This window comes from Wenzhouxiangella marina (assembly GCF_001187785.1).
GTDB classification, from domain to species: domain Bacteria; phylum Pseudomonadota; class Gammaproteobacteria; order Xanthomonadales; family Wenzhouxiangellaceae; genus Wenzhouxiangella; species Wenzhouxiangella marina.
Map to the genome: position 1 here is coordinate 2,014,898 of NZ_CP012154.1, position 24,978 is coordinate 2,039,875.

Genomic DNA, 24,978 nt, shown 5'->3' on the forward strand with positions numbered 1-24,978 from the left:
GAACCGCAGTTTACGAAACAGTGAATGAGGATTCCGAGCACCGAACGACGCCGCCACTCACGATCCCTGAGTTCACTAGGGGAAATTCCCTTCCCAGGGTTTCTCGGGTGCGGGAACGGTGGTGGCGCGCGGAGCGCAGGAACCGCAGTTTACGAAACAGTAAATGAGGATTCCGAGCACCGAACGACGCCGCCGTTCACGATCCCTGAGTTCACTAGGGGAAATTCCCTTCCCAGGGTTTCTCGGGTGCGGGAACGGCGGTGGCGCGCGGAGCGCAGGAACCGCAGTTTACGAAACAGTAAATGAGGATTCCGAGCACCGAACGACGCCGCCGTTCACGTGCCCGAGGAAGCTTGGGAAGGGAATTTTGGTGGGCGATACTAGATTCGAACTAGTGACCTCTGCCATGTCAAGACAGCGCTCTAACCAACTGAGCTAATCGCCCTGTACCAAGCCCGCCAATTTACCGTAATCACCCATCGACATCAATACCCTTTGCAAAAAAAATTCCCTCATCACGCATGAAACTCAACCAGACCCGAAAAAGCATGAACCGCAGATTGCGCAGATGAGCGCAGTTGACCCGCCCCGGGTGGTGCAGGCCTGCAGGAGGCACGCAAGAACGCCCGGATGGACTGCATGCCCGGGTGCCATTGGACGTCGGTCGAAGCTCGAGAGGTCGCCACGGCCGGGATCCGGCCCTGTGTTCAAACGATGCAATCTCGACGACTCGATGCTGTGTGTTCATCCACGTCCATCTGCGCAATCTGCGTAATCTGCGGTTGCTCCCCCTGTTGAAGGCCGAGATTTGTAGGTAATCAGGAAAAACTCGAACGTGTCGACGCGATGGCGAAGCTTGAGGCGTCGATCGGACCGGGCCACGAAATCGAAACGCTTGCAGTAAACTGATGACCCATGAAAAGCCTTTCTTTCATCAAGCTCGAGACCTTCATCCTCGCGCTGGCCTCGCTGTCACCGGCGATGGCCGAAACCCTCCCGATCTATCGGGTGGATGTGCTGGTGTTCGTCCACGCGGACGGCCGGAGCGATCAGCGATTCAGCGACTCCATCGTCGACTGGGGCGAGCGGGCGGACCCGCTGGCCCATGCGCGGGCGGCGGCCTGGGTGCCGCCCGTGCCGGACATGGATGTGCTCGATCCGCTGGAGGAGGAGCGACGAGCGCGGGAGGAAGCACTGGCCGTGATCGACAGTCTCCGTGCCCTGGAGGTCGGCGGGCCACGCGAGGAGGCGGAATTCATGGGCGGCCCCGTCTATCCTGTGGCCTGGATGGGCCTGGACGCGCCCCACCCCGACATCCGCCGGGCCTGGACCCGGATGGAAGAAGGCGTCGGGATGGTTCCACTCGTCTGGCGTTCCTGGTATCAACCGCTGGCTCAGGGCGACCGGGGCCGCTGGTTGCGTTTGAGCGGCGACCGGACGCTTGGCGTGGACTGGTTGCAGGCCGAAAGCATACAGCCTGAGTTCGAACTGAACGACCCGGGCACTCCCTATCTGCTCCCGCGTCGGACCTTTCGCCTGGACGGTGGAGTGCGAATTCGCCAACGCCAGTTCATTCATGCCGAGCTCGACCTGAACTGGCAGCAGCCCGTGGCCGCCGCTGCCTATCCGCTCGACGATGCCTGGTTTCACGGCCCAGGTTACCTGACCCACCGACTGGGCCAGACGCGGACGATCCGTCCCGGCCGCCTCGAATACTTCGACTCCAGCTGGCTGGGTGTCCTGATCCGCATCGAGGAGTGGCCTTCTCCACTGGCCGCGCCGGCCGAGAGCGCTCGGTGAGCCGGCAATCGCTGCGCGAACAGTTTCTGGGCAGCACGCCTCTGGAGCGGGCCTACCGACTGCTGGTCAATCAGGAAGATGCCCGCGTCTGCAAGGACATCGACGAAGCGGCCTGCCGGGTCGTGCCCGGCAACTTCTTCCTCCAGGTCCTGACCCAGTTCTTCACCAAGCTCGGCGATGCGATCGCCAACCCCAAAACGATTCTGGCCTGGATGTTGAGCGCCCTGGGCGCACCGTCCGTGTTCGCCGCCTTTCTCGTGCCGATTCGCGAATCCGGGTCCATGCTCCCCCAGCTGGTCATCGCCGCCTTCGTTCGCCAGCAGGCCGTCCGCAAGTGGACCTATGTCCTCGGCTGCATCCTGCAGGCGGCGGCGGTGTTCGCCATGGCGGGCATCGCGACCAGCCTGACGGGCACGGCCGCCGGTTTCGCCCTGCTTGCCTCACTGACCGTGTTCAGCCTGTCGAGGGGCCTGTGTTCCGTGGCCTCGAAGGACGTGCTCGGAAAGACCGTGCCCAAGACCCGCCGTGGACGGGTGAGCGGCTGGTCGGAGTTCCTGGCCGGCCTGGTGACCATCGGCGTCGGCGTCTATCTTCTCAGCGGCGGCGATCACTCGGCCCGCGACCTGGCCACCTACCTGCTGTTGCTCTCGATCGCCGGTGGCCTGTGGCTTCTTGCCTCGGTCAGCTATGCCCTGATCCGCGAGTACCCCGGCGCGACCGAGGGCGGCGCCAATGCGCTCAGCGAGGCCATAAAACGACTCGACCTGTTGCGCAGCGACCGACCCTTCCGCAATTTCGTCATCGCCCGGGCGCTGCTGCTCTGCTCGGCGCTGAGCGCCCCGTTCTTCATTCTGCTCGCCCATGAGCAGACCGGCGGCGCGATGCTGGTTCTCGGCCTGTTCGTGATCGCCGATGGCCTGGCCAGTCTGGTTTCCGCCCCGTTCTGGGGCCGATTTGCCGACGACTCCAGCCGACGCGTGATGATCGTGGCCGGCAGCGGAGCCGGACTGGTCGGTCTGGCGCTGGTGGCCCTGGTCTATCTGTCACCCACGCTGGCGGCCAGCGCCTGGGTCTATCCCTTGTTCTTCTTCTTCCTCGCCATCGCCCATGCGGGCGTCCGCCTCGGCCGAAAGACCTACGTGGTCGATCTGGCCGGCGGCAACAAGCGCACCGACTACGTGGCAGTGAGCAATACGGTGATCGGCCTCGTGCTCCTGCTGGCCGGCGGCATCGGCGCTCTGGCCGAGGTCATGCCGGTTTCCGGTGTGATTCTCATCCTGGCAGCCATGGGCCTTGCGGGGGCCGCCATGAGCGCCCGACTCCCGGATATCGACGACAACTGATGCCATGAAGAAAGCCGTCCTCACCCTGCTTGTCCTGGCCCCGCTCGCGATCGCGGGACTGTACTGGCAGACGCATGCCAAGGTGACCGGACAACTGGAACGCATCGGCAGCGCTTTGATGCCCTTCGGTCAACTCAGCTGGGGGAGCGTCTTCATCGATCCTCGCGGCAGCGTCAGGATCGGCTCGATCGCCTTCCAGTTGCATGACGAGTCGGACCGTCTTCTCGTGGATGAAATCGACATCGACGCAGGCAGCCTGGGCGCACTGCTGGCGCTCAGTCGGGAATTCAGCGAAGGTCGCATCCCGCAGCAGGCCAGGATCACGATCGCCGGTCTGCGCCTGCCTTTGCTGGAGCCGCTGAACATCGTGCCCATCTCGAGATCCGGGCTGGTCCTGCCCCTGTTCGCCGCAGGCTGCACGGAATTCGAAAGCGCCAGTCTCTATGATCTGAGCGACCTGGACTACTGGACCCTCACAGCCGACGCGACGCTCGTCTATCGACTCGAATCGGATCGCATCTTCCTCGACAGCCGCCTGAACGTGGCTGGTTTCAGCCTCACCGAACAGCACTGGGAACTGGACGTGCCTGCAAGTCCCGGACAATTCTCGGAGCTCGTCGTCGAGATCCCTCGGGCGGGTCTTCGGCACTTGAACTACTCGTTCACGGACCGCGGATTCATCGAGCGCCTGAACCACTACTGCAGCCGGTCACTGGGCCTTTCCGAGCGCGACTGGCACCAGCGCCATCTCGACGCCTGGACCGGGGCCTGGGCGGCGGCAGGAGCCGCTCCGGGCTCGCTGACCGTGGCGGGTTACCGCCATTTCATCAGCACACCCGGCGCACGCCTGACGCTCGATCTGCAAACCGATGCGCCCCTGCCCCTGGCTCAGTTGCTCGAGCTATCCCCTGCCTCACTGGTCGATCGCCTGCAGCCGAGCTTCTCGATCAACGAAGGCACCGACATCCAGATGAGCGCAAGCGCCGTCGACGTGCCGCCTCCTTCCGAGCAGGAACGGGTGTCGGAGTCGCCGCCCGAACCGAACGAAGCGCAGACCGCCACCTTGCGAGCTCCCGCGGACGATGGCTTCGAGGAACGCGAGATTCGCGTCGGCCCGGCCCCCGAATGGCAAGGCATCAGCGTCTCCCAGATCGCTCTGCACCACGGTGATCGAGTTCGCCTGCGATTGAGTGACGGTCAGGAGTTCCAGGGTCGCATCATCGACAGCGACGGTGAGACCCTGCAGCTGCTGACTCGGAGTCGAAGCGGCGAGTTCGCCAGGCCGATCCGCATGGCCGATATCGAGTTCGCGGAAGTCCGGCCCTGGTAACGAGCGCCAATGGCCTTGATTGACCCATCACCTCCAGTGGCCTAAGCTTCAGTAATGCTCGCACGCATCGTCTTCCATGCAATCCTGCTCGCCGCCCTGATCACCGGCGGCATGCCTGCGCACGCAGGATTCATGACCGATGATGCACCGTCCAGCCCCCCGATGGCGGACAGTGGCGAGACGAGCCATCCCTGCCCCAGCCACTCGGGATCCGACCCGGCCGATTCGGCGGCGTCGACGGATGGGGCGAATGACGTTGATTCCTGCTGCCAGGGCGATTGCAGCTGTGGCTGCGCCGGCACCTCGTCCGCCTTGCCGGCAGCGCCGATCGCGCAGAACGTTCAAGCGCTCCTGCCGCCCCTCGATGCCCTGACGACCCGACGCAGCCCGCCGCCCCTCGAAAGCCTGCTCCGACCACCCAGACCTTCCGCCTGATCCGACCCCCGAAATGCCCGGGTCAGCAGTCCTGTGCTGCTTCCCGGACTTCGTCTTGTCACTGATCGACGGGAGGCCGCATGGCTTCGACATTCCAATCCTGCAGGGTCTTACTTGCCCTGCTCGGCCTGTGGGCCGCTTCGCCCAGTCCGGCACTGGATCTGCACCAGGCCACGGAACTGGCCCTGCAACGCGACGCTGCACTGCCGGCGATGGCCGCCGAGCGCAGAGCCCTCGAGGAGCTGGCCGTTGCCGATGCCGCGCTGCCGGACCCCGAACTGCTTTTCGGAGCGCGTGGTGTCCCGGTGGACGATCCACTGGACGCCGACATGATGACCCAGTATCAGCTCGGCCTCCGCCAGCGCCTGCCCAATGCCGAAGCTCGGCGACTGGCCGGGGAGCGGCGTCTCGGCCAGGCCGACCTGCAGGTCCATGCAGAGCGGCTACGGCGACTCGAAGTCCGACGCGAAGTCCAGCAAGCCTGGCTGGAGTGGACGGCTTCGCGACTGCGCATCGATCGTCTGGACGAAGCTGCCCGCTTGCTCGAGGAATGGGTCGAGCTGACCGAGAGCCGCTATCGCATCGGCAGCGGCCGACAACGTGACGTCGACCTTGCCCGCCTCGAACTGGCCAGGCTCGAGCAGCGACGCCTGGAAGCCCTGGCCTCGCAGGCTCGTGCCGCGACCCGCCTGCAGCGCTGGACCGGTCGGGGACCTCAGGCACAGGCCCCGGCCTCCTGGCCCGAGTGGCCGGCGCTGGACGCGCTCGAGGCACTGATCGATGCAAGCGAAATGCACCCGCGGATGGAGCTCAGAAGAGCGCGCATCGAGATCGGACACATCGAGCAGGCCCAGGCCCGCGCGGACTATCGACCCGACTGGATGATCGAGGCTGGCTACGCCCATACACGAGGCCGCGATCCGATGACCCAGCGACGCCAGTCCGACAAGTTCTTCGCCATGGTCTCGGTCTCCCTGCCCCTGTTCACCGATTCCAGGCAGGATCGGCGTCTGGCCGCGGCCCGTGAGCGCAGTCGCGAACAGAGCGAGCGCCTGAGCCTCGAAACCCAGATCGTCGAAGGCGAGTTGCGCACCGAACACGCTCAGTTCGAGCACCAGCGTGATGTCGCCCGACTGATCGAGGAGCGGATCCTGCCGCAGGCGCATCAGACGCTGGAGTCGACGCTCTCGGCCTACCGGAACGATCGCGCCAGCTTCGACGAACTCATCCGTGCACAGCTGGAACTGCTGGAGCGCGAAATCGACCTGATCGGCGCACGACACGCCTGGCAGGCGGCACGTAGCGAACTGGCCTACTGGACCTCGGAGGACCTGCAATGAAAACAAGAATCAGCCTCTTTCTGGCCATGCTGGCATGGATGCTGGCCGCCTCTCAGCCCCTCCTGGCCCAGCAGATGGAACATGACCATGGGGCGCATGACAGCGAGCCCGGCACCCTGGTCGATCGTGCACTCGGCCAGTCCGCCACGAGCTGGACCTGCCCCATGCATCCCCAGATCATTCGCGATGCCCCCGGAAGCTGCCCGATCTGCGGAATGGATCTGGTACAGCGCGCCGCCCAGCAGGGGCCGGAAGTCCGAATCGATCTGGCCGGTGGCGTCCAACAGGCAATGAATCTCCGCACCGCCGTGGTCGAACGCGGCCGCCTGTTCCGAGCGATCGACACCGTGGGCCGCGTGGAAGTCGATCAATCCAGGCTGGTCCACCGCCATCCCCGGGTCGAGGGCTGGATCGGGGATCTCGACGTCGCGACCGTGGGCAGCCCCGTGCGAGAAGGCCAGCGCCTCTACACGCTCTACGCCCGCGAGCTGGTGAACATCCAGGAAGAATGGCTGCAGGCCCTGGCCGGCGGCCGCACCCAGACCGCCAGAGCCGCGCGCCAGCGCCTCGAGATCCTGGACGTCCAGCCCCGAGTCCTGGACCGCATCGAAGCCGAACGCGCGCTCATCGAGTACCTGCCCTGGTACGCGGAGCGCGATGGCTACCTTTCGACCCTGAACGTTCGGCCCGGCGCCTATGTCGCGCCCGGTACGGAGATCATGCAGATTGCCGATCCGTCATCCGTGTGGCTGATCGCCGACGTCCTCGCTGGCCAGATCGACTGGATCGAGATCGGCCAGATCGTTCGGATCGAGTTCGACAGCCACCCTGAACTGCGCCTGCGCGGGCCCATCGAATTCATCTATCCGGAGCTGGATCCGACCACCCGGGCGGCTCGCGTGCGCGTGCGCCTCGACAACGTCGATCAGCGGCTTCAGCCCGGCGACTGGGCCCGGGTACGGATCTTCGCAGGCCCCAAGGACGACATCCTGTTCCTGCCCAGCGAGGCACTGATCCGGACCGGCGAATCGGTTCGGGTGATCGTACGGAACGACGACGGCAGCTTCGGCGCCCGCAGCATCCGCGCCGGGCTCGAGAGCGGTGAGTTCACCGAAGTCCTGTCCGGCCTGCACGAAGGCGAAACGGTGGTCCGCTCCGGGCAGTTCCTGATCGACAGCGAAGCCAGCATCCGCGCTGCGATCCAGCGCCTGGGCACGAGCTCGGCCCCCGATCACTCGCACGGGGAGCACTGAGCGTCATGGTCGAGCTACTCATTCGCTCCGCCCTGAACCACCGCGGCCTGGTGCTGATCCTGGCGCTGGTGCTCGGCGCCCTCGGCCTGCACGCGCTTCGGGAAACGCCGGTCGACGCGATACCCGACCTCACCGACACCCAGGTGATCGTGCGGGCCAGCTTCCCCGGTCAGTCGCCCCAGGTGGTCGAGGATCAGGTGACCTACCCCTTGAGCAGCGCCATGATGGCCGTTCCCGGCGCCCATTCCGTGCGCGGCTTCTCGATGTACGGCGATGCCTTCGTCTACGTGCTGTTCGATGATGGAGTGGACCCCTATTGGGCTCGCTCCCGGGTGCTGGAATACCTCAGCCAGATCGAAGCTCAGCTCCCGCCCGGCGTCCGTGCCGAACTCGGCCCCGATGCCAGCGGTGTGGGCTGGATCTACAAGTACGCCCTGGTCGATCGCAGTGGCAATCAGGACCTGGCCCAGCTGACCGCCCTGCAGGACTGGTTCCTGAAGTTCGAACTGCAATCCCTGCCCGGCGTCGCCGAGGTGGCTCGCGCCGGGGGCATGGAGCGCCAGTACCAGGTGGCCGTGGACCCGCTGGCCCTGCAGGCCTACCAGCTCGACCTGATGCAGATCGCCGCTCGCCTGCGACGCAGCTCCTCCGAAACCGGCGGCGGTCTGATCGAAATGGGCGAGGCCGAGTATCTGGTCCAGGCCTCGGGCTACGTGCGTTCCATCGAGGATCTCGAACAGATTGCCGTGGGCCGCAGTGTCGATGGCACGCCGGTCCTGCTGGACCAGGTGGCCGACATCCGTCTGGGGCCCTCTCCGAGGCGCGGGATCGTCGATCTGGATGGTCAGGGCGAGGTCGTGGCCGGCATCGTGGTCATGCGATCCGGCGAGAACGCCCGCGAGGTCATCGACGCGGTACGCCAGCGCCTGAGCGAGCTGGAAGCAGCGCTGCCCGAGGGCGTGGAGGTCGTCGAGACCTACAACCGCGCGGCCCTGATCGAGCGATCGGTGGCCACGCTGTGGGAAAAGCTGGCGCTGGAATTCCTGATCGTCGTGCTGATCATCGGCCTGTTCCTCTGGCAGCTGCGTTCCTCGCTGGTTCTGCTGATCAGCCTGCCGCTGGGGGTGCTGTCCGCCGTGCTGGTGATGCATCTGCAGGGCATCAGCGCCAACATCATGTCCCTGGGTGGCATCGTGATCTCGATCGGGGTGATGGTCGACGCGGCCATCGTCCTGATCGAGAATCTCCAGCGCCACCAGGAACGACGACCGCCGACATCGACCGCCGAGCACTGGCGCCAGGTCACCGAGGCAACGCTGGAAGTCGGCAGCCCGATCTTCTTCTCCCTGCTCATCGTCGCGTTGAGCTTCCTGCCGGTGTTCGCGCTGGAAGCCCAGGAAGGACGGATGTTCAGCCCCCTGGCCTTCACCAAGACCTATGCCATGGCGGCGGCCGCGGGACTGGCCGTGACCCTGGTGCCGGTGCTGATGGGCTATTTCACCCGGGGGCGCAAGGGCAGTGAAGGCAAGCTCAGTCCGGTGGCCAGGGCACTGGAGTCCGCCTATCGACCGCTGATCGACCTGGCCTGTCACCGCCCCTGGCTGGTCGTCGTCCTGGCCGGGCTGCTGCTCGGCTCCGTATTCTGGCCCCTGTCACGCCTGGGCAGCGAGTTCATGCCCGAACTCGACGAGGGCGACCTGATGTACATGCCCACCACCCTGCCCGGCCTGTCCCCGGGCAAGGCCGGCGAATTGCTGCAACAGACCAATCGCCTGATCGCCCAGCAGCCCGAAGTGGAACGGGTCATGGGCAAGGTCGGTCGGGCCGACACGGCCACCGATCCCGCCCCGCTGACGATGATCGAGAGCTTCATCACGCTCAAGCCGAAGTCGGAATGGCGGCCCGGCATCGACACGGACGACATCATCGCCAAACTCGATCGGACCGTGAGGTTTCCGGGTCTGAGCAATGCCTGGGTGCAGCCGATCCAGACGCGCATCGACATGCTCCAGACCGGCGTGCGCACCGACGTCGGCGTCGAGGTCAGTGGCCCGGACCTGGACGTGATCCAATCACTGGCCGAACGGATCGAAGCCGAACTCGGCAGCCTGGCCGGGACGCAGAGCGTGTTTGCCGACCGGCCAAGCGCCGGGCGCTACCTGCACATTGAGCCGGACCGACTGGCCCTGGCTCGCCACGACATGGATCTCGAGGACCTGCACGAGATCGTTCGCATCGGACTCGGGGGCGCTCGAGTGGCCGAGGCCATCGAGGGTCGCGAGCGCTACCCGATCCAGCTCCGTCTGCTGGCAGACTGGCGCGATTCTCCGGCCCGCCTCGAACGCCTGCCGCTGCGCACGCCGTCCGGTGTGATGACCACCCTGGGTGAGCTGGGGCGACTGGAGATCGTGCACGGCCCGGCCATGATCCGTTCGGAGAACGCGCGGCCCGTCGGCCTGGTGTTCGTGGACATCCAGGACCGTGCGCTGGACGAGTGGGTCGCGGAGGCCCGAGGACATCTGGCCGCCGCGATCGAACTGCCCGCCGGCTACTCGCTACGCTTCACCGGCCAGTACGAGTACCTGGAGCGGGCCAGCGAACGCCTGGGCTTACTTATTCCGCTCGTACTCGCCATCATCGTGGTGCTGCTGCTGATGGTCTTCCGCTCCGCCTTCGAGATCGCTCTGGTGCTCACCACCATCCCGCTCTCGCTGGCCGGGGGCTTCTGGCTGATGTGGTGGCTGGACTACCAGCTGTCGGTGGGCGTGGCCGTCGGCTTCATCGCCCTGGGTGGCCTTGCCGTCGAGACCGGCGTCATCATGCTCGTGTATCTGAATCAGGCCTTCGAGGACTATCGCCAATCGATCGGCGGCGATGGCCTCAGTCGCGCCGGCCTGCGCAAGGCGGTGATCGATGGAGCGATCCGACGGGTCCGACCGATCACGATGACCGAATCGACGGTGTTCCTCGGTCTGGCTCCAGTCATGCTGGGCTCGGGAACCGGCTCGGAGGTGATGCAGCGGATCGCCGCGCCGATGGTCGGCGGCGTGATCACGGTCTGGCTGGTGGCCTTGTTCGTGATGCCAGCGATCTATCTGATCTGGCAGAGCCGCCGGCTCAAGTGAGCCGACGGCCAGGTTAAAGGAATCGGGAACGGGCCGGGCTCAATCGAGCACGAAGGTCACTCGCATGATGACGCGGTACTGGGAAATCCGGCCGTCTTCGAAGTCGACCTTCTGTTCGGCAATCCAGGCGCCCTTGACGTTGTTGAGGCTGGACTCGGCCCGCTTCAGGCCCTGTTCGATGGCATCTTCGAAACTCTTGCTGGACGAGGACGAAATTTCGATGACCTTGGCAACGCTCATAGCTGTCTCCTTTGAGATTGATTTGCACGGGCGCCGATTGCCGGTGCCCCTCGGCTAACTTACCATCGACCCCGATGAGCGACAATTCGACTGCTTCGAGACCCCGGAAATCAGCTGGCGCAGGAATCAGGCGCCGCACTGTGGCCCTGGCCCTGTTCGGCCTGTATCTGGTCACCGCGGTGTGGAACGTCTACAAACCCCTGCCCCCGGGGCTGAATGCCAGCTTCCCTCCCAGAGCCGCGGCCGATGTGGAATTCCTGGTCGATTCCACCTGGATCGATGCTCGGGGTCAGCAGCACCAGGACACGGAGATCTTCGAACGCCTGTTCGAGATGATCGATCAGGCAGAGCAGCTGATCGTGCTGGAGATGTTCCTGATCAACGAATTCGCGGGTCAGGCCAGCGACGGCCACCGACCGCTGTCAGGCGAAGTCTTCGATCGACTGCTCGCCAAGCGAGCCAGTCACCCCTCAATGGACATCGTGCTGATCACCGACCCATTCAATCGGCTCTACGGCGGCGTCGACGCCCCGAGGCTCGATCAGCTGCAGGAGGCAGGAGTCCTGGTCATCGAGACCCGGCTCGAGGCCCTGAGGGATTCCAATCCGATCTGGTCCGGCGCCTGGCGCCTGTGCTGCCGCTGGCTGGGGAATTCGACCGACGGCTGGTTGCCCAACCCGGTCGGTGGCGAGCCCGTGACTCTGCGGACCTATCTACGCCTGCTCAATTTCAAGGCCAATCACCGCAAGGCCCTGGTCGTCGATCAGGGAGAAACCTGGGCCGGGCTGGTGACCTCGGGCAACACCCATGATGCAAGCAGTCGGCACAGCAATGTCGCATTGGCCTTCACCGGGCCGGCCGCGCTCGATCTCCTCGAGACCATGGACGCCACCGCCCGCTTGTCGGGTGTCGCGCAGGCCTGGAGAAGGCCAGGAGCGCCAGCGGCCGATGACGTTCCGCCAGCTGCACCGGCCAGCGTCCAGGTGTTGACCGAAGCCGCCATCCGCGAGGCGATCCTGACGATCATCGAAGCAGCCGGCCCCGGCGAGCGCCTGGACCTGGCCGTCTTCTACCTCGCTCATCGTGACATCGTCCGGGCTTTGGAGAGCGCCGCCCAACGAGGCGTCGAGCTGCGGGTACTGCTCGATCCCAACGAAGACGCCTTCGGGCGCAAGAAGGACGGGGTTCCAAATCGCCAGGTGGCTCATGAGCTCACCCTGGCAGGCATCCCGGTTCGCTGGTGCTACACGCGCGGCGAACAATGCCACTACAAGTACCTGTTGCATCTGGACCAAGGTGGCCAGGCCAGCATGCTGCTGGGCTCGGCCAATTTCACCCGACGGAATCTCGACAACCTCAACCTCGAGACCCAGGTTCTGCTGAGGGCCGATCAGGACCATCCGCAGATTCAGCGGGGCCTGCGCTTCTTCGACGATCGCTGGACGAATGCCGAAGGCCACGGGCATTCGCTGGATTACGAGGCCTTTGCCGACGAGGGCTCCCTTCGCTACTGGCGCTACCGACTGATGGAAGCGAGCGGACTGTCGACCTTCTAAGCGCTTGACCAGCAGCCTGGCCCGCATTGTTCATGGATAACGCGGGCCAGGATGCGAACTTCAGGGCGCTACCCCTTCCTCCCAGCGATACGGGCGCCCGGCTCGGTAAAGGGCCAGTCGTTCGCGCATTTGTGACTTGACCGACGACGTCTCGTACTCGTTCTTCTCGACGCCGGCCAGTGCCACTTCCTGATTCTCGACGGCTTGCTCGAATCGACCCGCCATCGCCTGACAGGCGGCCAGGGTGCTGAAGTGATAGGGGTGAGGCTCCTCGACGCGCTCGAACAGGGCTTCGACCACGGCCAGTCCCGCCTGCGGGTTCATGGCAGCGCCGCGCTCGCCGGTGCACCACAGATAGGCCAGGTTGTTACTGGCCCAATCATGCCCCGCCTCCACGGCGAGCTGCAGCTGCTCGACCGCCTCGGACACACCGCCGGGATCGTCGAACAGGAGGAGAGAGAGCTGGTAGCGCGCTTCGACACTGCCCTGCTCGATCGCCGTCCGGAACCAGGCCCGGGCTTCTTCTTCCGAATGATCGGACCGCTGGTATGCGATCGCCAGGCTGGCCTCGGCCAGGCCATCGGCGCTGAGCGCCTCGAGCAGGGCCAGGCCACGCTCGGGCCTGGCGAGAAACGGCTCGATCTCGAACAGCACCGTGGCAAGCGAATCGACCAACTCGGGGCCGACATCCTCGATCAGACTCCGGGCCAGCTCGAGCCCGGGCCGATCCACCTCCGGATTGAGATCGGGATCGATGGCATAGAGCGCGACCAGCCAGAGGGCCGAATCCAGGTCCTCGAACAGCCAGGCGCTGTAGAGCCAGGCGATGGCGGCCTCATGATCCACCTCACCCGATCCCCCGGTCAGGGCGCGTTGGGCGAGGAGTCGCATCGCTGCCGTATGGCCACCCTGAGCGGCTCGCTGCAGCCACATCTCCGCGTCGCCGGATCCCTTCGACGACGCTTCGATCGAGGCCAGCAGCCCCAGCATGAACTGGGATTGGGCAACGCCCTGCTCCGCGGCCCGGTGCAGCAAGCGTCTGCCGCGATCGGATATCGGCCCATGCAGCATGGCCAACAGGTGCAAGGCCTGGGGTGGACCGCCCTCGGAGACATGCTCGAGCTCCTCCATGAGCTCGGCGGAACGCTGGTCGTCGACATCGTCCGCCCGCTTCAGCACACTGAGCAGCATGGCGTTCTTTTCCCCGGCCTCGGCGGCCCGATCGATCAATGCGTCCACCACGGCTGAGCGATCCGCGCCAAGTACTTCGGGAGGCCCATCGAGCACGCTGGCCAGGTAGTACTCCATCCTCGCCGATTCGCTCAAGGATGCAGCGCCTCGAAGGTCGGCCTGCACCTTTTCGCTCTCGAGCGCTGCGCCATCGAAGGCGATGGCCATGGCCGCACGAAGCGCGTAGCCTTCGGCGATTTCCAGCTCGATCAGACCCTGGATCACCCAATCCATGAGCTCGCGTTCGCATTGTGCGGCCGGCTGGCCGAGACACAGTTCGAGCAGACTCAGACCGGCACCGGGCATGCCTGCGCTCCAGGCGTTCTCGAGGGCGCGTCGAGCAGCAACCGGGTTGATCTCCCCGGTCTCGGGATCGATGTTCAGATAGCCGGTCAGGGCAAGCGGGTCACCGTTCAGTGCGTCGGCTTCCAGCTGCCCGAACACCAGGGCTCGCCGGTTGCCCGGGTAGATCAGTGAAGGGTCGTCGGCATTCAGTCGCAGCAGGGCTTCGAGCAGGTCGAAGTAGTAGCGAGCCTCGGCTCCACGCTGATCGACCACGGACGCCTCGACCAGCAGGTGGCGAACGCTGTCGAGGCTCAGGTAGCGCATCCACTTGAGGCGCAGGCCCCTGGCCTCGGCCAGAGTCGGGATATCCCAGGCGTGCAATACGGGAGCCGGGTTCCAGGCATGCTGGCCCCGACCTTCCCGAAACGCAAAGGCAGCCAGCGTTGCGATCCGCTCGCGGCTCTGCCGGGCCCAGGAGACATCTCCCATCAATACCGCACAGTCTCGAGCCGTCTCCCAGTAACCGAGGTCGACGGGCATGCGCGCCAGGTAGTGCTCGATGGCCGGACGATGGCGCCGACAATCGTCCGCGTTGAGCTCCTGCTCGAACAATTGCCCGAGATAGGCTTCCTGCTCGGGCACCTGCATTGCCCGCGACGAAGGTGTCAGGGCAGCCCACAGGGCCTCGCCACGCTCGAGATCCGATCGACTGCCCGGACCGGTCGCTGCACACGCCGTCAACAACAGCGCGATGAACAACGAGCCTGCCGGCAGCCGCAAGCGTCGAGCCCGACCTGCGGTTGGAGAAACATCTGACCTCATACCCAGTCCCAGAGTTGTCGTTGTACGAAATTGGCCAGCACCGCCACCAGCAGACCGGCAGGAATGGCCAACAGGAAGTCCAGAAGACGCCAGCCATCGAGGGCCAGCAGGGTCCAGGCCAGCAGCTGACCGAGCAGGACCTGGAGCCACATTTCGAGTCGATCACAGAAACTGCGATCGGGCGAAAGCACGGCGCCCGCATAGGACGACAGGGCGATCGCAGCCGCCACCTGGCGCGCGTCGAGAGTCCAGCTGGCAGCATCCAGAATCACCGCCACGGCCAGCACCACGACGAGAATCAGCGCCGCTTCGAGCTCGACGGACGCCTTGTTGCGATCCGCGATCGTCGGGCCGGGTCCACGATGATCGATGCTGTCCAGGCGCGTGGAGAAGCGGTGCCGCGCGCGGAGTCGTACCCGGTCACGAGAATGGAAACTCATGGTCTTCGATGCACTGCTGAAACCCGGAATCGGGTGTTCGAGACTGAACATGGCATGCCTTTGCCCTCTACAAACATCGCCGTCGCTGTTTCCAGTGTAAGCGAGGTCCACTCATGCGCAAGGCGCTTCGTGCTAGAATGCGCCGCGTTGGTACCGGAAGCGACACGCTTCTGCTCTCCATCCCTCGCGGATTGCTCACAGACCAAGGCCTTTCCCCGACGACACCCCCGACCGGATGCTCCGGCGGATCAACCCTGCCTTGGTCCACAAGGTAATCAAACAATGTCTTTCGATTCACTCGGCCTCAGCGCCGATCTGCTGCGCGCTGTGCGCGAGCAGGGCTACGAACAACCCACGCCGATCCAGGAGCGCGCCATTCCCGTCGTCCTGTCCGGACAGGACGTCATGGCCAGCGCCCAGACCGGCACCGGCAAGACCGCCGCCTTCACCCTGCCCCTGCTGCAGCAACTCAGCGCTCAGAAAAGCGAGCGCCGACTGCGCGCCCTGATTCTGACCCCGACGCGTGAACTCGCCGCCCAGGTGCACGAGAATCTCCGTGCCTACGGCCGGCATCTGCCGATTCGGTCCCTGGAGGTCTTCGGCGGCGTCAACATCAACCCCCAGATCGAACGCCTGCGTCGCGGCGTCGATGTCCTGATCGCCACTCCGGGCCGCCTGATCGATCACATCGACCGTGGCACGGTGCGGCTGGACTCGATCCAGACCCTGGTGCTCGACGAAGCCGACCGGATGCTCGACATGGGTTTCCGCCCGGCCATCGATCGCATCGTCAGGGCCCTTCCCCGGAAGCGCCAGACCCTGCTTTTCTCGGCCACCTTCTCCAGTGAGATCAAGCAGCTGGCCCAGCGCTACCAGCACGATCCAGTGCCGGTCGAGACGGCACCGCCGAACTCCACGGTCGAACTGATTGCCCAGCAGGCGATCAATGTCGATCAGGGACGCAAGCGAGAGCTCCTGTCCTGGATGATCGGCGATCAGAACTGGCAACAGGTACTGGTCTTCACTCGCACCAAGCACGGGGCCAACCGCCTGGCCAAGCAGCTGACGGCAGACGGCCTGCCCGCGGCCGCCATCCATGGCAACAAGAGCCAGGGTGCGCGCACCCGCGCACTGGCCGAATTCAAGTCCCGGGAGATTCGCGTGCTGGTGGCCACCGACATCGCCGCTCGCGGCCTGGACATCGATCAGCTGCCGCACGTGGTCAATTTCGAGATCCCGAACGTGCCCGAGGACTACGTCCATCGGATCGGCCGGACCGGCCGCGCCGGGCGCGACGGCCTCGCCATCTCCCTGATCGGCGCCGACGAGCAGGGCCTGTTCCAGGACATCCGCAAGCTGGTCGGCGTCGAGATCCCGACGCGCGTCATCGAGGGCTACGAACCGACGGATCGTCCCTCGCCGGACAAGAAACCCAGCGGCGGACGGCGTGGCGGTGGCGGACGAAACCGTGGCGCCCCCGCCAGTCGGGCGAGCGCCGGCAATTCCGAGCCAGGACGTCGCCGTCGGCGCCGTGGCGGCAACGCGAACCGCAAGGCGGCATGAGTCGCCGGGCTGGCCGGAGCCATCCGGCCAGCCCCTCCCGTTCACCCCGCAGGCTTTCAACATGGATCCATCGTTCTGGCAGGAACGCTGGGAGGCCGGACAGATCGGCTTTCACCAGCCCGAGGGGCACCCCGCCCTGCGCCGTTTCTGGACCCGTATCGATCAGGGCAGCCGGGCCAGGGTGCTGGTCCCGCTGTGCGGAAAGAGCCCCGACCTGCATTGGCTGGCCGGCCAGGGTCACCCGGTCACTGGCTGCGAACTCAGCCCGCTGGCCGTCGATGCCTTCTTCCAGGAATGGGGTCATGAGCCCGTCCGCCAGGGCCGGAAATGGCACTACGACGGAATCGAGATCGTCGTCGGCGATTTCTTCGACTACCAACCCTCGCACTGCTTCCAGCGCTTCTACGATCGTGCCGCTCTGATCGCCCTGCCCGCATCCATGCGTTCTGACTATCTTGAGCATCTGGCCAGGCTCACCTGTCCCGGCGCCGAAGGCCTGCTGATCACCCTACAGTACCCGCAGGAGCGCCGCGAAGGCCCACCCTTCTCGGTGGCGGAGGACGAGTTGATGGCCTGCCCCTACTTCGAGTTCGAGCACCTGGCCGCACAGGACATCGATTCGACCTTCCCGGGGCTTATCGAAAGCGGCCGGTCCCTGCTGTCCGAGCATGTCTATCGAGCTCGCCGCCGGGACCGCGACTGATTTCAGCGCTCTGCAATCCAGCACCAGCGATCAGGTTCTTCAGGCTCGCTCCGGCCGCATCAGCACGGCGTAGAGGGCCGGCACGAACAGCAGGGTGATGGCCGTGCCCACGATCACGCCGCCGATCAGCACGAAGGCCAGCGGCCCCCAGAAGCTGTCCAGGGTCAAAGGCACGAAGGCCAGCGCCGCGGCCAGGGCCGTCAGCACGACCGGCCTGGCGCGCCGGACGGCCGCCTCCACGATCGCTTCGCGTGCCGGCTGACCGTCGGCCAGATTGTCGGCCACCTGCTGGGTGAGAATCAGGGTATTGCGCATCAGAATGCCGGCCAGACCGATCAGGCCCAGCAGCGCCACGAAACCGAACGGCTGCCGGAACAGCAGCAGTGCCAGCACCGCCCCGATCAGTCCGAGCGGGGCCGTCGCGACGACCACGGCCATGCCCTTGAAGCTGCGCATCTGCAGCATGATGAAGATCAGCATCAGGGCGACCATCAGCGGCATCAGTTTCTGGATCGAGGCATCGGCCTTGCCGGACTGCTCCACCGATCCTCCGATATCGATCCGGTAGCCCGGCGGCAGGCTGGAGCGCAAGTCGGCCAGATCCGCCCAGAGTTCGCCGGTCACGTCATTGGGCTGGGCGCCTCGGATGTCGGCCTGGACGGCGACGAAGGGCTGGCGGTTATAGCGCTTGATGACCGGCTGCTCGAAGCGGATTCGCAGTCGCCCGAGCTGAGCCAGCGCGACCTTGCGGCCATCTTCGGTCTTGAGCTCCAGGCTCATCGGGTCGATCGGCCCATCCTCGTTCAAGCCCTGCACCCGCAGCTGGACGCTGCGAATGTCCTGGCGAATCTCGCCAATGGCCAGCCCGTGACTCTGGAATTCGAGCTGCTCGGCCACCGATCGCGGCGTCAGACCGATCAGACGCAGACGCTCGTGATCGAGATCCAGCCAGGCCACGGGCACGCGCTCGTTCCATTCCAGGTGCGGGTCGACCACATTCGGGTGCTCGAGCATCTTCTGGCGCAGCTCGTCGGCGAGGCTGCGCAGGCGCTCGGGATCCTCGCCCACCACCCGGAAGACCAACGGCCAGACGACGGGTGGGCCGTAGAGCAGGCGCGAGACCCGAACCCTGGCTTCCGGGAAGGCGCCCTCGGCAATGACGCGGTTGAGGTCGGCCATGATCCGATCGCGCGCGTCGGCATCCTCGGCCACGGCCACGAGCTTGGCGAAGGCCGGATCGGGCTGTTCCGGGTTGGCGGAAATGAAGAAGCGCGGCGCCCCGGCCCCGACATAGGCCGACAGGCTGCGAACATCCTCGCGCTCGGCCAGCAGGGTTTCGAGCCGTCGAACCGTCCGGTCGGTGACGCCGATGGCCGTACCCGGTGGCATGAACACGCTGACGATCACTTCCGGGCGATCCGAACCTGGAAAGAACTGTTTGGCGACCGGCCCGACCATGCCGAGCACCGCCAGCACCAGGGCCAGGAAGGTTGCCAGCAACACCAGCTTCCCGTGGGTCACGCAGAACTCGACCCAGCGGCGAAGCCGGCGATAGAGCGGCGTCCGGTAGGCCTGGGCTTCGGTCGACTCCCCGGAGCCGCGCTCCGGCAGAAGACCGGCGCCGAGATAGGGCGTGAAGGTCACGGCCACCACCCAGGACACCAGCAGGGCAAAGGCCAGGACCCAGAAGATATTGCCGGCGTACTCCCCCACGCCCGAGCGGGCAAATCCGATCGGCACGAAACCGGCCACGGTCACCAGGGTGCCGAACAGCATGGGCGCCGCCGTGGCTCGCCAGGCAAAGGCCGCCGCATCGATGCGGGCCAGGCCCTCCTCCATCTTCACCAGCATCATCTCGATGGCGATGATGGCGTCATCGACGAGCAGGCCAAGAGCGATGATCAGGGCGCCCAGGGTGATCCGGTCCAGGTTCATGCCGGCCAGCTGCATCAGCATGAAGGTCAGACCCAGGGTCACGGGGATGGCGATGCCGACGATCAGGCCGGCGCGCCAGCCGATCGCCAGGAAACTGACCAGCATCACCACCAGGACGGCGATCAGGAACTTCAGCTGGAACAGGCTGACGGCCTGGCCGATCGCCTCGGACTGATCATTGAGCACTTCGAGTTCCATCCCGAGCGGCAACACGGCCCGCTCGCGTTCGACGAAGTCGGCGAGGCGCTCGCCCAGTTCGAGACCGTTGGTCCCCTCGGCCATCACGATGCCCAGCACCAGCGCATCCTGCCCTTCGGCGCGAATCAGAAAGCCGGGCGGGTCCTCGTAACCGTGGCGAACGCGGGCGATGTCGCCCAGCCTGATCAGGCGATCGCCTGCTCGAATCGGCACGGCCCGGAGCTCGTCCAGTGATGCCAGGGCGTTGTCCAGCCGCAGGTACAGTCGCGGACCGGCGGTCTCGATCTGGCCGGAGGGCAGCAGACGATTGTGCGCCTCGATCGCATCGAAGATGCCGTTGGGAGACAATCCGAGATTGGCGAGCTCGGCATTGTCGAATTCGATCAGGATGCGCTGCGGCCGCTCACCCAGCAACAGGGCCTTCTGCACGCCCTCGACGCGCTTGAGACGATCGCGCAAGGCCTCGGCCTCGCGCGTGAGCTCGCGCATCGGCAGGCCGGGGGCGGTGATGGCCAGCAGACCGAAATAGACGTCGGAAAAATCATCGTTCACCAAGGGGCCGATCACACCTGGCGGCATGCGCCCCTGCTCGTCCCACATTCGCTTGCGCACCTCGTAGAACAGCTCGGGCAGGCGCTCGCTGGGTGTGTAGTCATGGAACTCCACCTGGAGATCGGCGCGGCCGGGCCGGATCGTGGTCTCGATGCGGTAGAGGTTTTCCACCTCCTGGATGCGCTTTTCCAGGCGATCGACGACCTGCTCCTCCAGCTCGTTCACGGTGGCCCCCGGCCACTGCGCCGAAACGACCATCACACGCACGGTGAACGAAGGATCTTCTGCTCGACCCAGGGAAAGGAAGGCGTACAGACCGCCGAGGATGGACAACAGCAGGAAGAACAGCGTGACGGCCCGCTCGCTGGCCGCGATTCTGGAGAGGTTGAGCGTTTTCATTCCGGCAGGCTCAGGGGCGATCCAGGGCCCGAACCGCCATGCCCTCGTGCAGCAGATGCGTTCCCAGCGCGATGACCTCCGCACCCTCCGGCAGCTCGGCCATGATCCTGGCGTGCTCCTGGTCCAGGTCCAGCAACTCCACCGGAACCGCATGGGCCCGACCCTCGACGATCTGCCAGACCTGAGCCCCCTGCCCGCGCTCGTTGATCGCACCGATCGGCACCTGAAGCAGGCGTGGCCCGCCTTCGGCCAGATCGAGGGCGACGCGAACCACGCTGCCGAGACGGAGTTCGAGATCGGGGTCCAGGACCCGATAGCGTGCGGTCCAGGTCCGCGTCAGGGGATCCGCGGCCCCCGCCACCTCTCGCAGCTCCAGATCGCCGGCAAGGAGCTCGGGCCGAACGATGCGACCGCTCGCCGGCACGCCCAGGGCTTCGGGCAGGAAGACCTCGATCTCGGGCGGTCCATCGCCGGCCAGAACGGCAAGCTCCTGCCCTGCTGCGACGACCTGACCCGGTTCCCCGGAGACCTCGATCAGCACCCCGGCCTGACCGGCCCGCAGACTGGCATAGTCCAGGGCGTTGCTGGCCTGCTCGAGCCTGGCCCGGGCCGCGTCGACCCGCTCCCGGCTGGCGCGCTCGGCCAGCTCGACCTGTTCGAAGGCCTGATTGCTGATGAACTCCCGGGCGAGGAGGTCGCGATTGCGTCGCGTTTCAGCCGCAGCCGTCGCCAGTTCGGCTTCCGCCGTGTCAAGGTCGGCCTGCGCCACCCGGACCGCCTGCTCGAGGTCTCGAGGATCGAGTTCGAACATCACCTCGCCCGCTTCGACCCGCTGCCCGGCATCGACCCGACGCTCGGCGATGCGGCCACCGACCTGGAAGGCCACGGGCGTTTCGAAGCGCGCTCGAACCGTCCCGGAGAGCCCGGCGGAATCACGTTCGATGACGGACACGGGCGCGACTCGCACCCAGCGGAAGGTCTCTGCGCTCGAAGGATCGGCCGATCGACCGCAAGCCACGGTGAGGGACAGTGCCAGCAGGCAAAGGCTGAGATGGCGCATCGCGGTTCCGAGCTCGTCGGGAAGACAGGCTCCGAATTCTATCGCAGGCCACCTGGCCTGCTCCGTGAACAGCCAGCGCGAGCACCCGCATCGGAACCCTGACGACGGCGCAGCGCGCGATGGGTATACTGCCGGCTCACCCCCTCGATCCCGATGCGCTCGCGCCCATGCTCCTGCTGCTGTTCTATCTGCTTCTCGCCGTCGGCGTGTCTTTCCTTTGCTCGATCCTCGAAGCCGCCCTGCTGTCGATCACACCCTCGCACGTGGCATTGATGCGGGAACAGGGCAGCTCGGCAGGACGCAAGCTGCACGCCCTGAAAAAGGACATCGATCGCCCCCTGGCAGCGATCCTCTCCCTCAACACCGTCGCCCATACCTTCGGCGCCGCCGGCGTCGGCGCACAATCCCTGGCCATCTTCGGACAGGCCTGGGTCGCGGCCACCTCCGCCGTCGTCACCCTGCTGATCCTGGTGTTTTCCGAAATCATCCCGAAGACCCTCGGCGCCAATTACGCCAAGGCACTGGCCGGCTTCACCGCGCACAGCTGCAGCGTCCTGATCGTTCTGACCTGGCCACTGGTGGTGCTGTCCCAGTACCTGACGCGCCTGCTGGCCAGCAAGAAGCACGGCCCCACCATCAGCCGTGAAGAGTTCCGCCTGCTGGCCCAGACGGGCCACAAGGAAGGGGTCTTCGAGGAGGAAGAATCGAACATCTTCCTGAATCTGATCCGCTTCTCGGCGATCCGGGTGGAGGACATCATGACGCCGCGAGTGGCCGTCCTGCGCTTCCAGCAGGACCGGACCGTGGCCGACGTGGTTGCCGAGCACGATGATCTGCCCTTCTCCCGGCTTCCGGTCTACGGCGAGTCCGACGAGGACATCCAGGGCTACGTCCTGAAGTCGCAGATCATGCTGGAAATGGCCCGAGGTCGGGGCGAGCTCAAGCTTTCGGAGCTGCGCCGCGACGTGCTCTTCGTGCCGGAATTCATCTCCCTGCGCAATCTGTTCAGCCAGGTTCTGGCCGACCAGGAGCATTTCGCCGTGGTGGTCGATGAATACGGCGGCTTTGCCGGCGTGGTCACGATGGAAGACGTGATCGAGACCCTGCTTGGCCTGGAAATCGTCGACGAGAGCGACACCACCGAAGATCTTCGCCGCGCGGCGCGCCAGCAGTGGCAGAAACGCGCCCGGAAGCTCGGTCTGGACTGGTCCGACACCCCGCTGCCCTGAATTCCCGATGGAGCGGCGGCCTCAAGCCTCGTCGTCCGCTCCGCGGCCGTGCTCCTCGACCAGGGATTTCTGGACCTGGCCGGGCACGGCTTCGTAGTGCGAGAAGGCCATGGTGTAGCGACCCTCGCCACCGGTCAGACTCTTCAGCTCGGTCGGAAAGTCAGCCACCGATGACAGCGGCACCGAGGCCGAGATGCTGGTCATGGCGCCACGCAGGCTATCCGTGCCCTGAATCCGCGCGCGCTTGGCCGCCAGGCTGCCGGTCACATCCCCCATGGACTCGTCCGGCACCGTGACCTCGATGTCGACGATCGGCTCGAGGATCTGCGGACCGGCCTGCTGGACCGCTTCCAGAAAGGCCCGCCGCCCGGCGACCACGAAAGCCACTTCCTTCGAATCGACCGGGTGGTGCTTGCCGTCGTAGACCACGACTTCGACATCCTGCAGCGGAAACCCGGCGATCGCGCCCTCAACCAGCAGCTGCCGGGCCCCCTTCTCGACCGCCGGGATCAGATTGGTCGGAATCGCGCCGCCCACGACCTCGCTGCGGAACACGAAGCCTTCGCCACGCCCGAGCGGGCGCACGCGCAGGAAAACCTCACCGAACTGCCCTGCTCCACCGGTCTGCTTCTTGTGTCGGTAGTGCCCTTCGGCGCTCCGGGTGATGGTCTCGCGATAGGCGATTCTCGGCGTGCGCGTGTCCACCTCCACGTTGTAACGCGCCTTCATCCGCTCGAGCATGATGCGCAGATGCATCTCACCCAGGCCACGGATGACCGTCTCGTTGAGCTCCTGGTTGTGTTCGACCTGGAAGCAGGGGTCTTCCTCGGCCAGGCGGGCCAGGGAGCTGGCCAGCTTCTGCTCCTGGCCACGGGTCCTGGCCTCGACCGCCAGGCCGAACATGGGCTGCGGGAAATCGATCGGTTTGAGGTAGTAGTGATCCTCGTCGTGGCAGTCGTGCAGCACGGCGTCGTAATGAATCTCATCGTGCTTGGCCAGCGCACGGATATCCCCCGGAATGGCCCGATCAACCTCGATGTGATCCTTGCCATGGATTCGATACAGGTGCGCGACCTTCAGCGCCTTGCGCCCATCGTTGACGTACAGCTGGCTGTCCGGGCCGATGCTGCCCTGATAGACGCGAAAGATGCTGAGCTTGCCGGCATAGGGGTCGTTGCTGATCTTGAACACGTGCGCGAGCACATGGCCATCCGGATCGGGCCTTGCGGTGACGCGCTCTCCCTCCGGACCGGAGCGGAAGGCCGGCGGGTTGCCCTCGGCGGGGTTCGGCAGCAAGCGCTTGGCAAAGCGCAGGAATTCGCCACAGCCGGCCCCCGTACGGGCCGAAGTGAAGCAGATCGGCACCAGGTGGCCGTCTCGCAGCGAAGCTTCGAAGGCATCGTGCAGAGCCTGGGCGTCGATGTCCTGGCCGTCGAGGTAGGCCGCCATCAGGTCCTCGTCGACCTCGACCACCTGGTCGAGAATCTCCGTGTGCGCATCGGCCACGGAGAAGATGTCGGTCTGCCCATCGCTCTTGAAGAAGCAGTCCCTGACCGTCGATCGCTGATCGCAGGGCAGATTGATCGGCAGGCACTGCGGTCCGAATTCCTCCCGAATCTCGCGGACGATGCCTTCGAGATCCGCGTCCTCGGCGTCCATGCGATTGATGACGATGACCCGACAGAGCTTGCGCTGCCTGGCCCGACGCATCAGCCGCCGCGTGGAGGTCTCGATCCCGTTCGAGGCATTGATCACGATGACCGCGGTTTCGACCGCGCTCATGGCCGCGAGCGCCTGCCCGCGAAAATCGGGATCACCCGGGGTGTCGATGATGTTCAGATGCGTACCCTCGAAATCGATCGAGGCCAGGGCAGAATTCAGCGAGTGCTGGTACTGCTTTTCCAGCGGGTCGAAGTCCGACACGGTGCTGCCCCGTTCGAGGCTGCCTGCCTCGCCCTGCACCCCGGCCTTGACCAGTAGTGCCTCGAGCAGGCTGGTCTTGCCTGCCCCGCCGTGGCCCAGCAGGGCCAGGTTGCGAATCTGGGTGGTGTCGTAGTCGGCCATGCGGCATGTCCTCCGATGCGTTGCCCCCTCAGGTCCCTTGAAACCATCGTAATGCAGGCCCCGGGCCACGAGCAAA

17 protein-coding genes and 1 tRNA gene are annotated in these 24,978 nt (G+C 65.6%); 11 read left to right on the forward strand and 7 right to left on the reverse strand.

Translation table 11 applies throughout. From position 1 onward, the window contains the following. Positions 1-368 precede the first annotated feature (368 nt). Positions 369-445, reverse strand: a tRNA-Val gene (locus tag WM2015_RS08475). A gap of 470 nt (positions 446-915) precedes the next feature. On the opposite strand from WM2015_RS08475, the gene WM2015_RS08480 reads away from it, so the two are divergent. From WM2015_RS08480 to WM2015_RS08510, 7 genes are all read left to right on the forward strand, one after another. Then, positions 916-1,800: a CsiV family protein gene (locus WM2015_RS08480; protein ID WP_049725632.1), complete on the forward strand. Its 885-nt coding sequence runs from the start codon at positions 916-918 to the stop codon at positions 1,798-1,800. Next, entirely contained in the window at positions 1,797-3,143 is a 1,347-nt protein-coding gene (locus WM2015_RS08485; protein WP_245609747.1) for an MFS transporter, read from the forward strand. The genes WM2015_RS08480 and WM2015_RS08485 overlap by 4 nt, the downstream gene beginning before the upstream one ends. A 4-nt stretch (positions 3,144-3,147) precedes the next feature. Further along, entirely contained in the window at positions 3,148-4,473 is a 1,326-nt protein-coding gene (locus tag WM2015_RS08490; RefSeq protein ID WP_049725633.1) for a hypothetical protein, read from the forward strand. A 54-nt stretch (positions 4,474-4,527) separates the two neighbouring features. After that, positions 4,528-4,908 carry a hypothetical protein gene (locus tag WM2015_RS08495; protein WP_049725634.1) on the forward strand — a complete coding sequence of 127 codons (381 nt, stop codon included), beginning with the start codon at positions 4,528-4,530 and terminating at the stop codon, positions 4,906-4,908. Between the two features lie 80 nt (positions 4,909-4,988). Next, the gene (locus WM2015_RS08500; protein WP_049725635.1) at positions 4,989-6,248 is read left to right on the forward strand and encodes a TolC family protein; all 1,260 of its coding nucleotides are present in this window, start codon (positions 4,989-4,991) and stop codon (positions 6,246-6,248) included. Continuing rightward, a complete protein-coding gene (locus WM2015_RS08505; RefSeq protein ID WP_082169574.1) occupies positions 6,245-7,501 on the forward strand; it encodes an efflux RND transporter periplasmic adaptor subunit in 1,257 nt (418 codons plus the stop codon). Before WM2015_RS08500 ends, WM2015_RS08505 begins: the two co-directional genes overlap by 4 nt. A 5-nt stretch (positions 7,502-7,506) precedes the next feature. Next, the gene (locus WM2015_RS08510) at positions 7,507-10,626 is read left to right on the forward strand and encodes an efflux RND transporter permease subunit (protein ID WP_049725637.1); all 3,120 of its coding nucleotides are present in this window, start codon (positions 7,507-7,509) and stop codon (positions 10,624-10,626) included. Between the two features lie 39 nt (positions 10,627-10,665). On the opposite strand, the gene WM2015_RS08515 is transcribed toward WM2015_RS08510, so the two are convergent. Continuing rightward, complete coding sequence (locus tag WM2015_RS08515; RefSeq protein ID WP_049725638.1) at positions 10,666-10,866, reverse strand: dodecin family protein; 201 nt, start codon at positions 10,864-10,866, stop codon at positions 10,666-10,668. Between the two features lie 140 nt (positions 10,867-11,006). On the opposite strand from WM2015_RS08515, the gene WM2015_RS08520 reads away from it, so the two are divergent. After that, positions 11,007-12,422 (forward strand): phospholipase D family protein, encoded by a 1,416-nt coding sequence (locus tag WM2015_RS08520; RefSeq protein WP_245609748.1) that lies wholly within the window; start codon positions 11,007-11,009, stop codon positions 12,420-12,422. 60 nt (positions 12,423-12,482) lie between these two features. On the opposite strand, the gene WM2015_RS08525 is transcribed toward WM2015_RS08520, so the two are convergent. Further along, positions 12,483-14,696 carry an SEL1-like repeat protein gene (locus tag WM2015_RS08525; protein WP_156201013.1) on the reverse strand — a complete coding sequence of 738 codons (2,214 nt, stop codon included), beginning with the start codon at positions 14,694-14,696 and terminating at the stop codon, positions 12,483-12,485. 59 nt (positions 14,697-14,755) lie between these two features. Continuing rightward, complete coding sequence (locus WM2015_RS08530; RefSeq protein ID WP_156201015.1) at positions 14,756-15,199, reverse strand: hypothetical protein; 444 nt, start codon at positions 15,197-15,199, stop codon at positions 14,756-14,758. 282 nt (positions 15,200-15,481) lie between these two features. Between WM2015_RS08530 and WM2015_RS08535 the strand changes: the two genes are divergently transcribed. Beyond that, a complete protein-coding gene (locus WM2015_RS08535; RefSeq protein ID WP_082169576.1) occupies positions 15,482-16,762 on the forward strand; it encodes a DEAD/DEAH box helicase in 1,281 nt (426 codons plus the stop codon). A 61-nt stretch (positions 16,763-16,823) separates the two neighbouring features. After that, a complete protein-coding gene (locus tag WM2015_RS15585) occupies positions 16,824-17,465 on the forward strand; it encodes a thiopurine S-methyltransferase (protein ID WP_082169577.1) in 642 nt (213 codons plus the stop codon). Positions 17,466-17,504: 39 nt separating this feature from the next. Here the strand turns inward: WM2015_RS15585 and WM2015_RS08545 are convergent, their stop codons facing one another. Continuing rightward, the gene (locus WM2015_RS08545; RefSeq protein WP_049725642.1) at positions 17,505-20,549 is read right to left on the reverse strand and encodes an efflux RND transporter permease subunit; all 3,045 of its coding nucleotides are present in this window, start codon (positions 20,547-20,549) and stop codon (positions 17,505-17,507) included. A gap of 10 nt (positions 20,550-20,559) precedes the next feature. Further along, positions 20,560-21,609, reverse strand: a complete 1,050-nt coding sequence (locus WM2015_RS08550; protein WP_049725643.1) for an efflux RND transporter periplasmic adaptor subunit — start codon at positions 21,607-21,609, stop codon at positions 20,560-20,562. A 119-nt stretch (positions 21,610-21,728) separates the two neighbouring features. Here WM2015_RS08550 and WM2015_RS08555 point away from each other — a divergent pair, with 119 nt between their 5' ends. Then, positions 21,729-22,838: a hemolysin family protein gene (locus WM2015_RS08555; protein WP_245609749.1), complete on the forward strand. Its 1,110-nt coding sequence runs from the start codon at positions 21,729-21,731 to the stop codon at positions 22,836-22,838. 21 nt (positions 22,839-22,859) lie between these two features. On the opposite strand, the gene fusA is transcribed toward WM2015_RS08555, so the two are convergent. Next, the gene (fusA, locus tag WM2015_RS08560; RefSeq protein WP_049725645.1) at positions 22,860-24,902 is read right to left on the reverse strand and encodes an elongation factor G; all 2,043 of its coding nucleotides are present in this window, start codon (positions 24,900-24,902) and stop codon (positions 22,860-22,862) included. Positions 24,903-24,978: the final 76 nt, after the last annotated feature.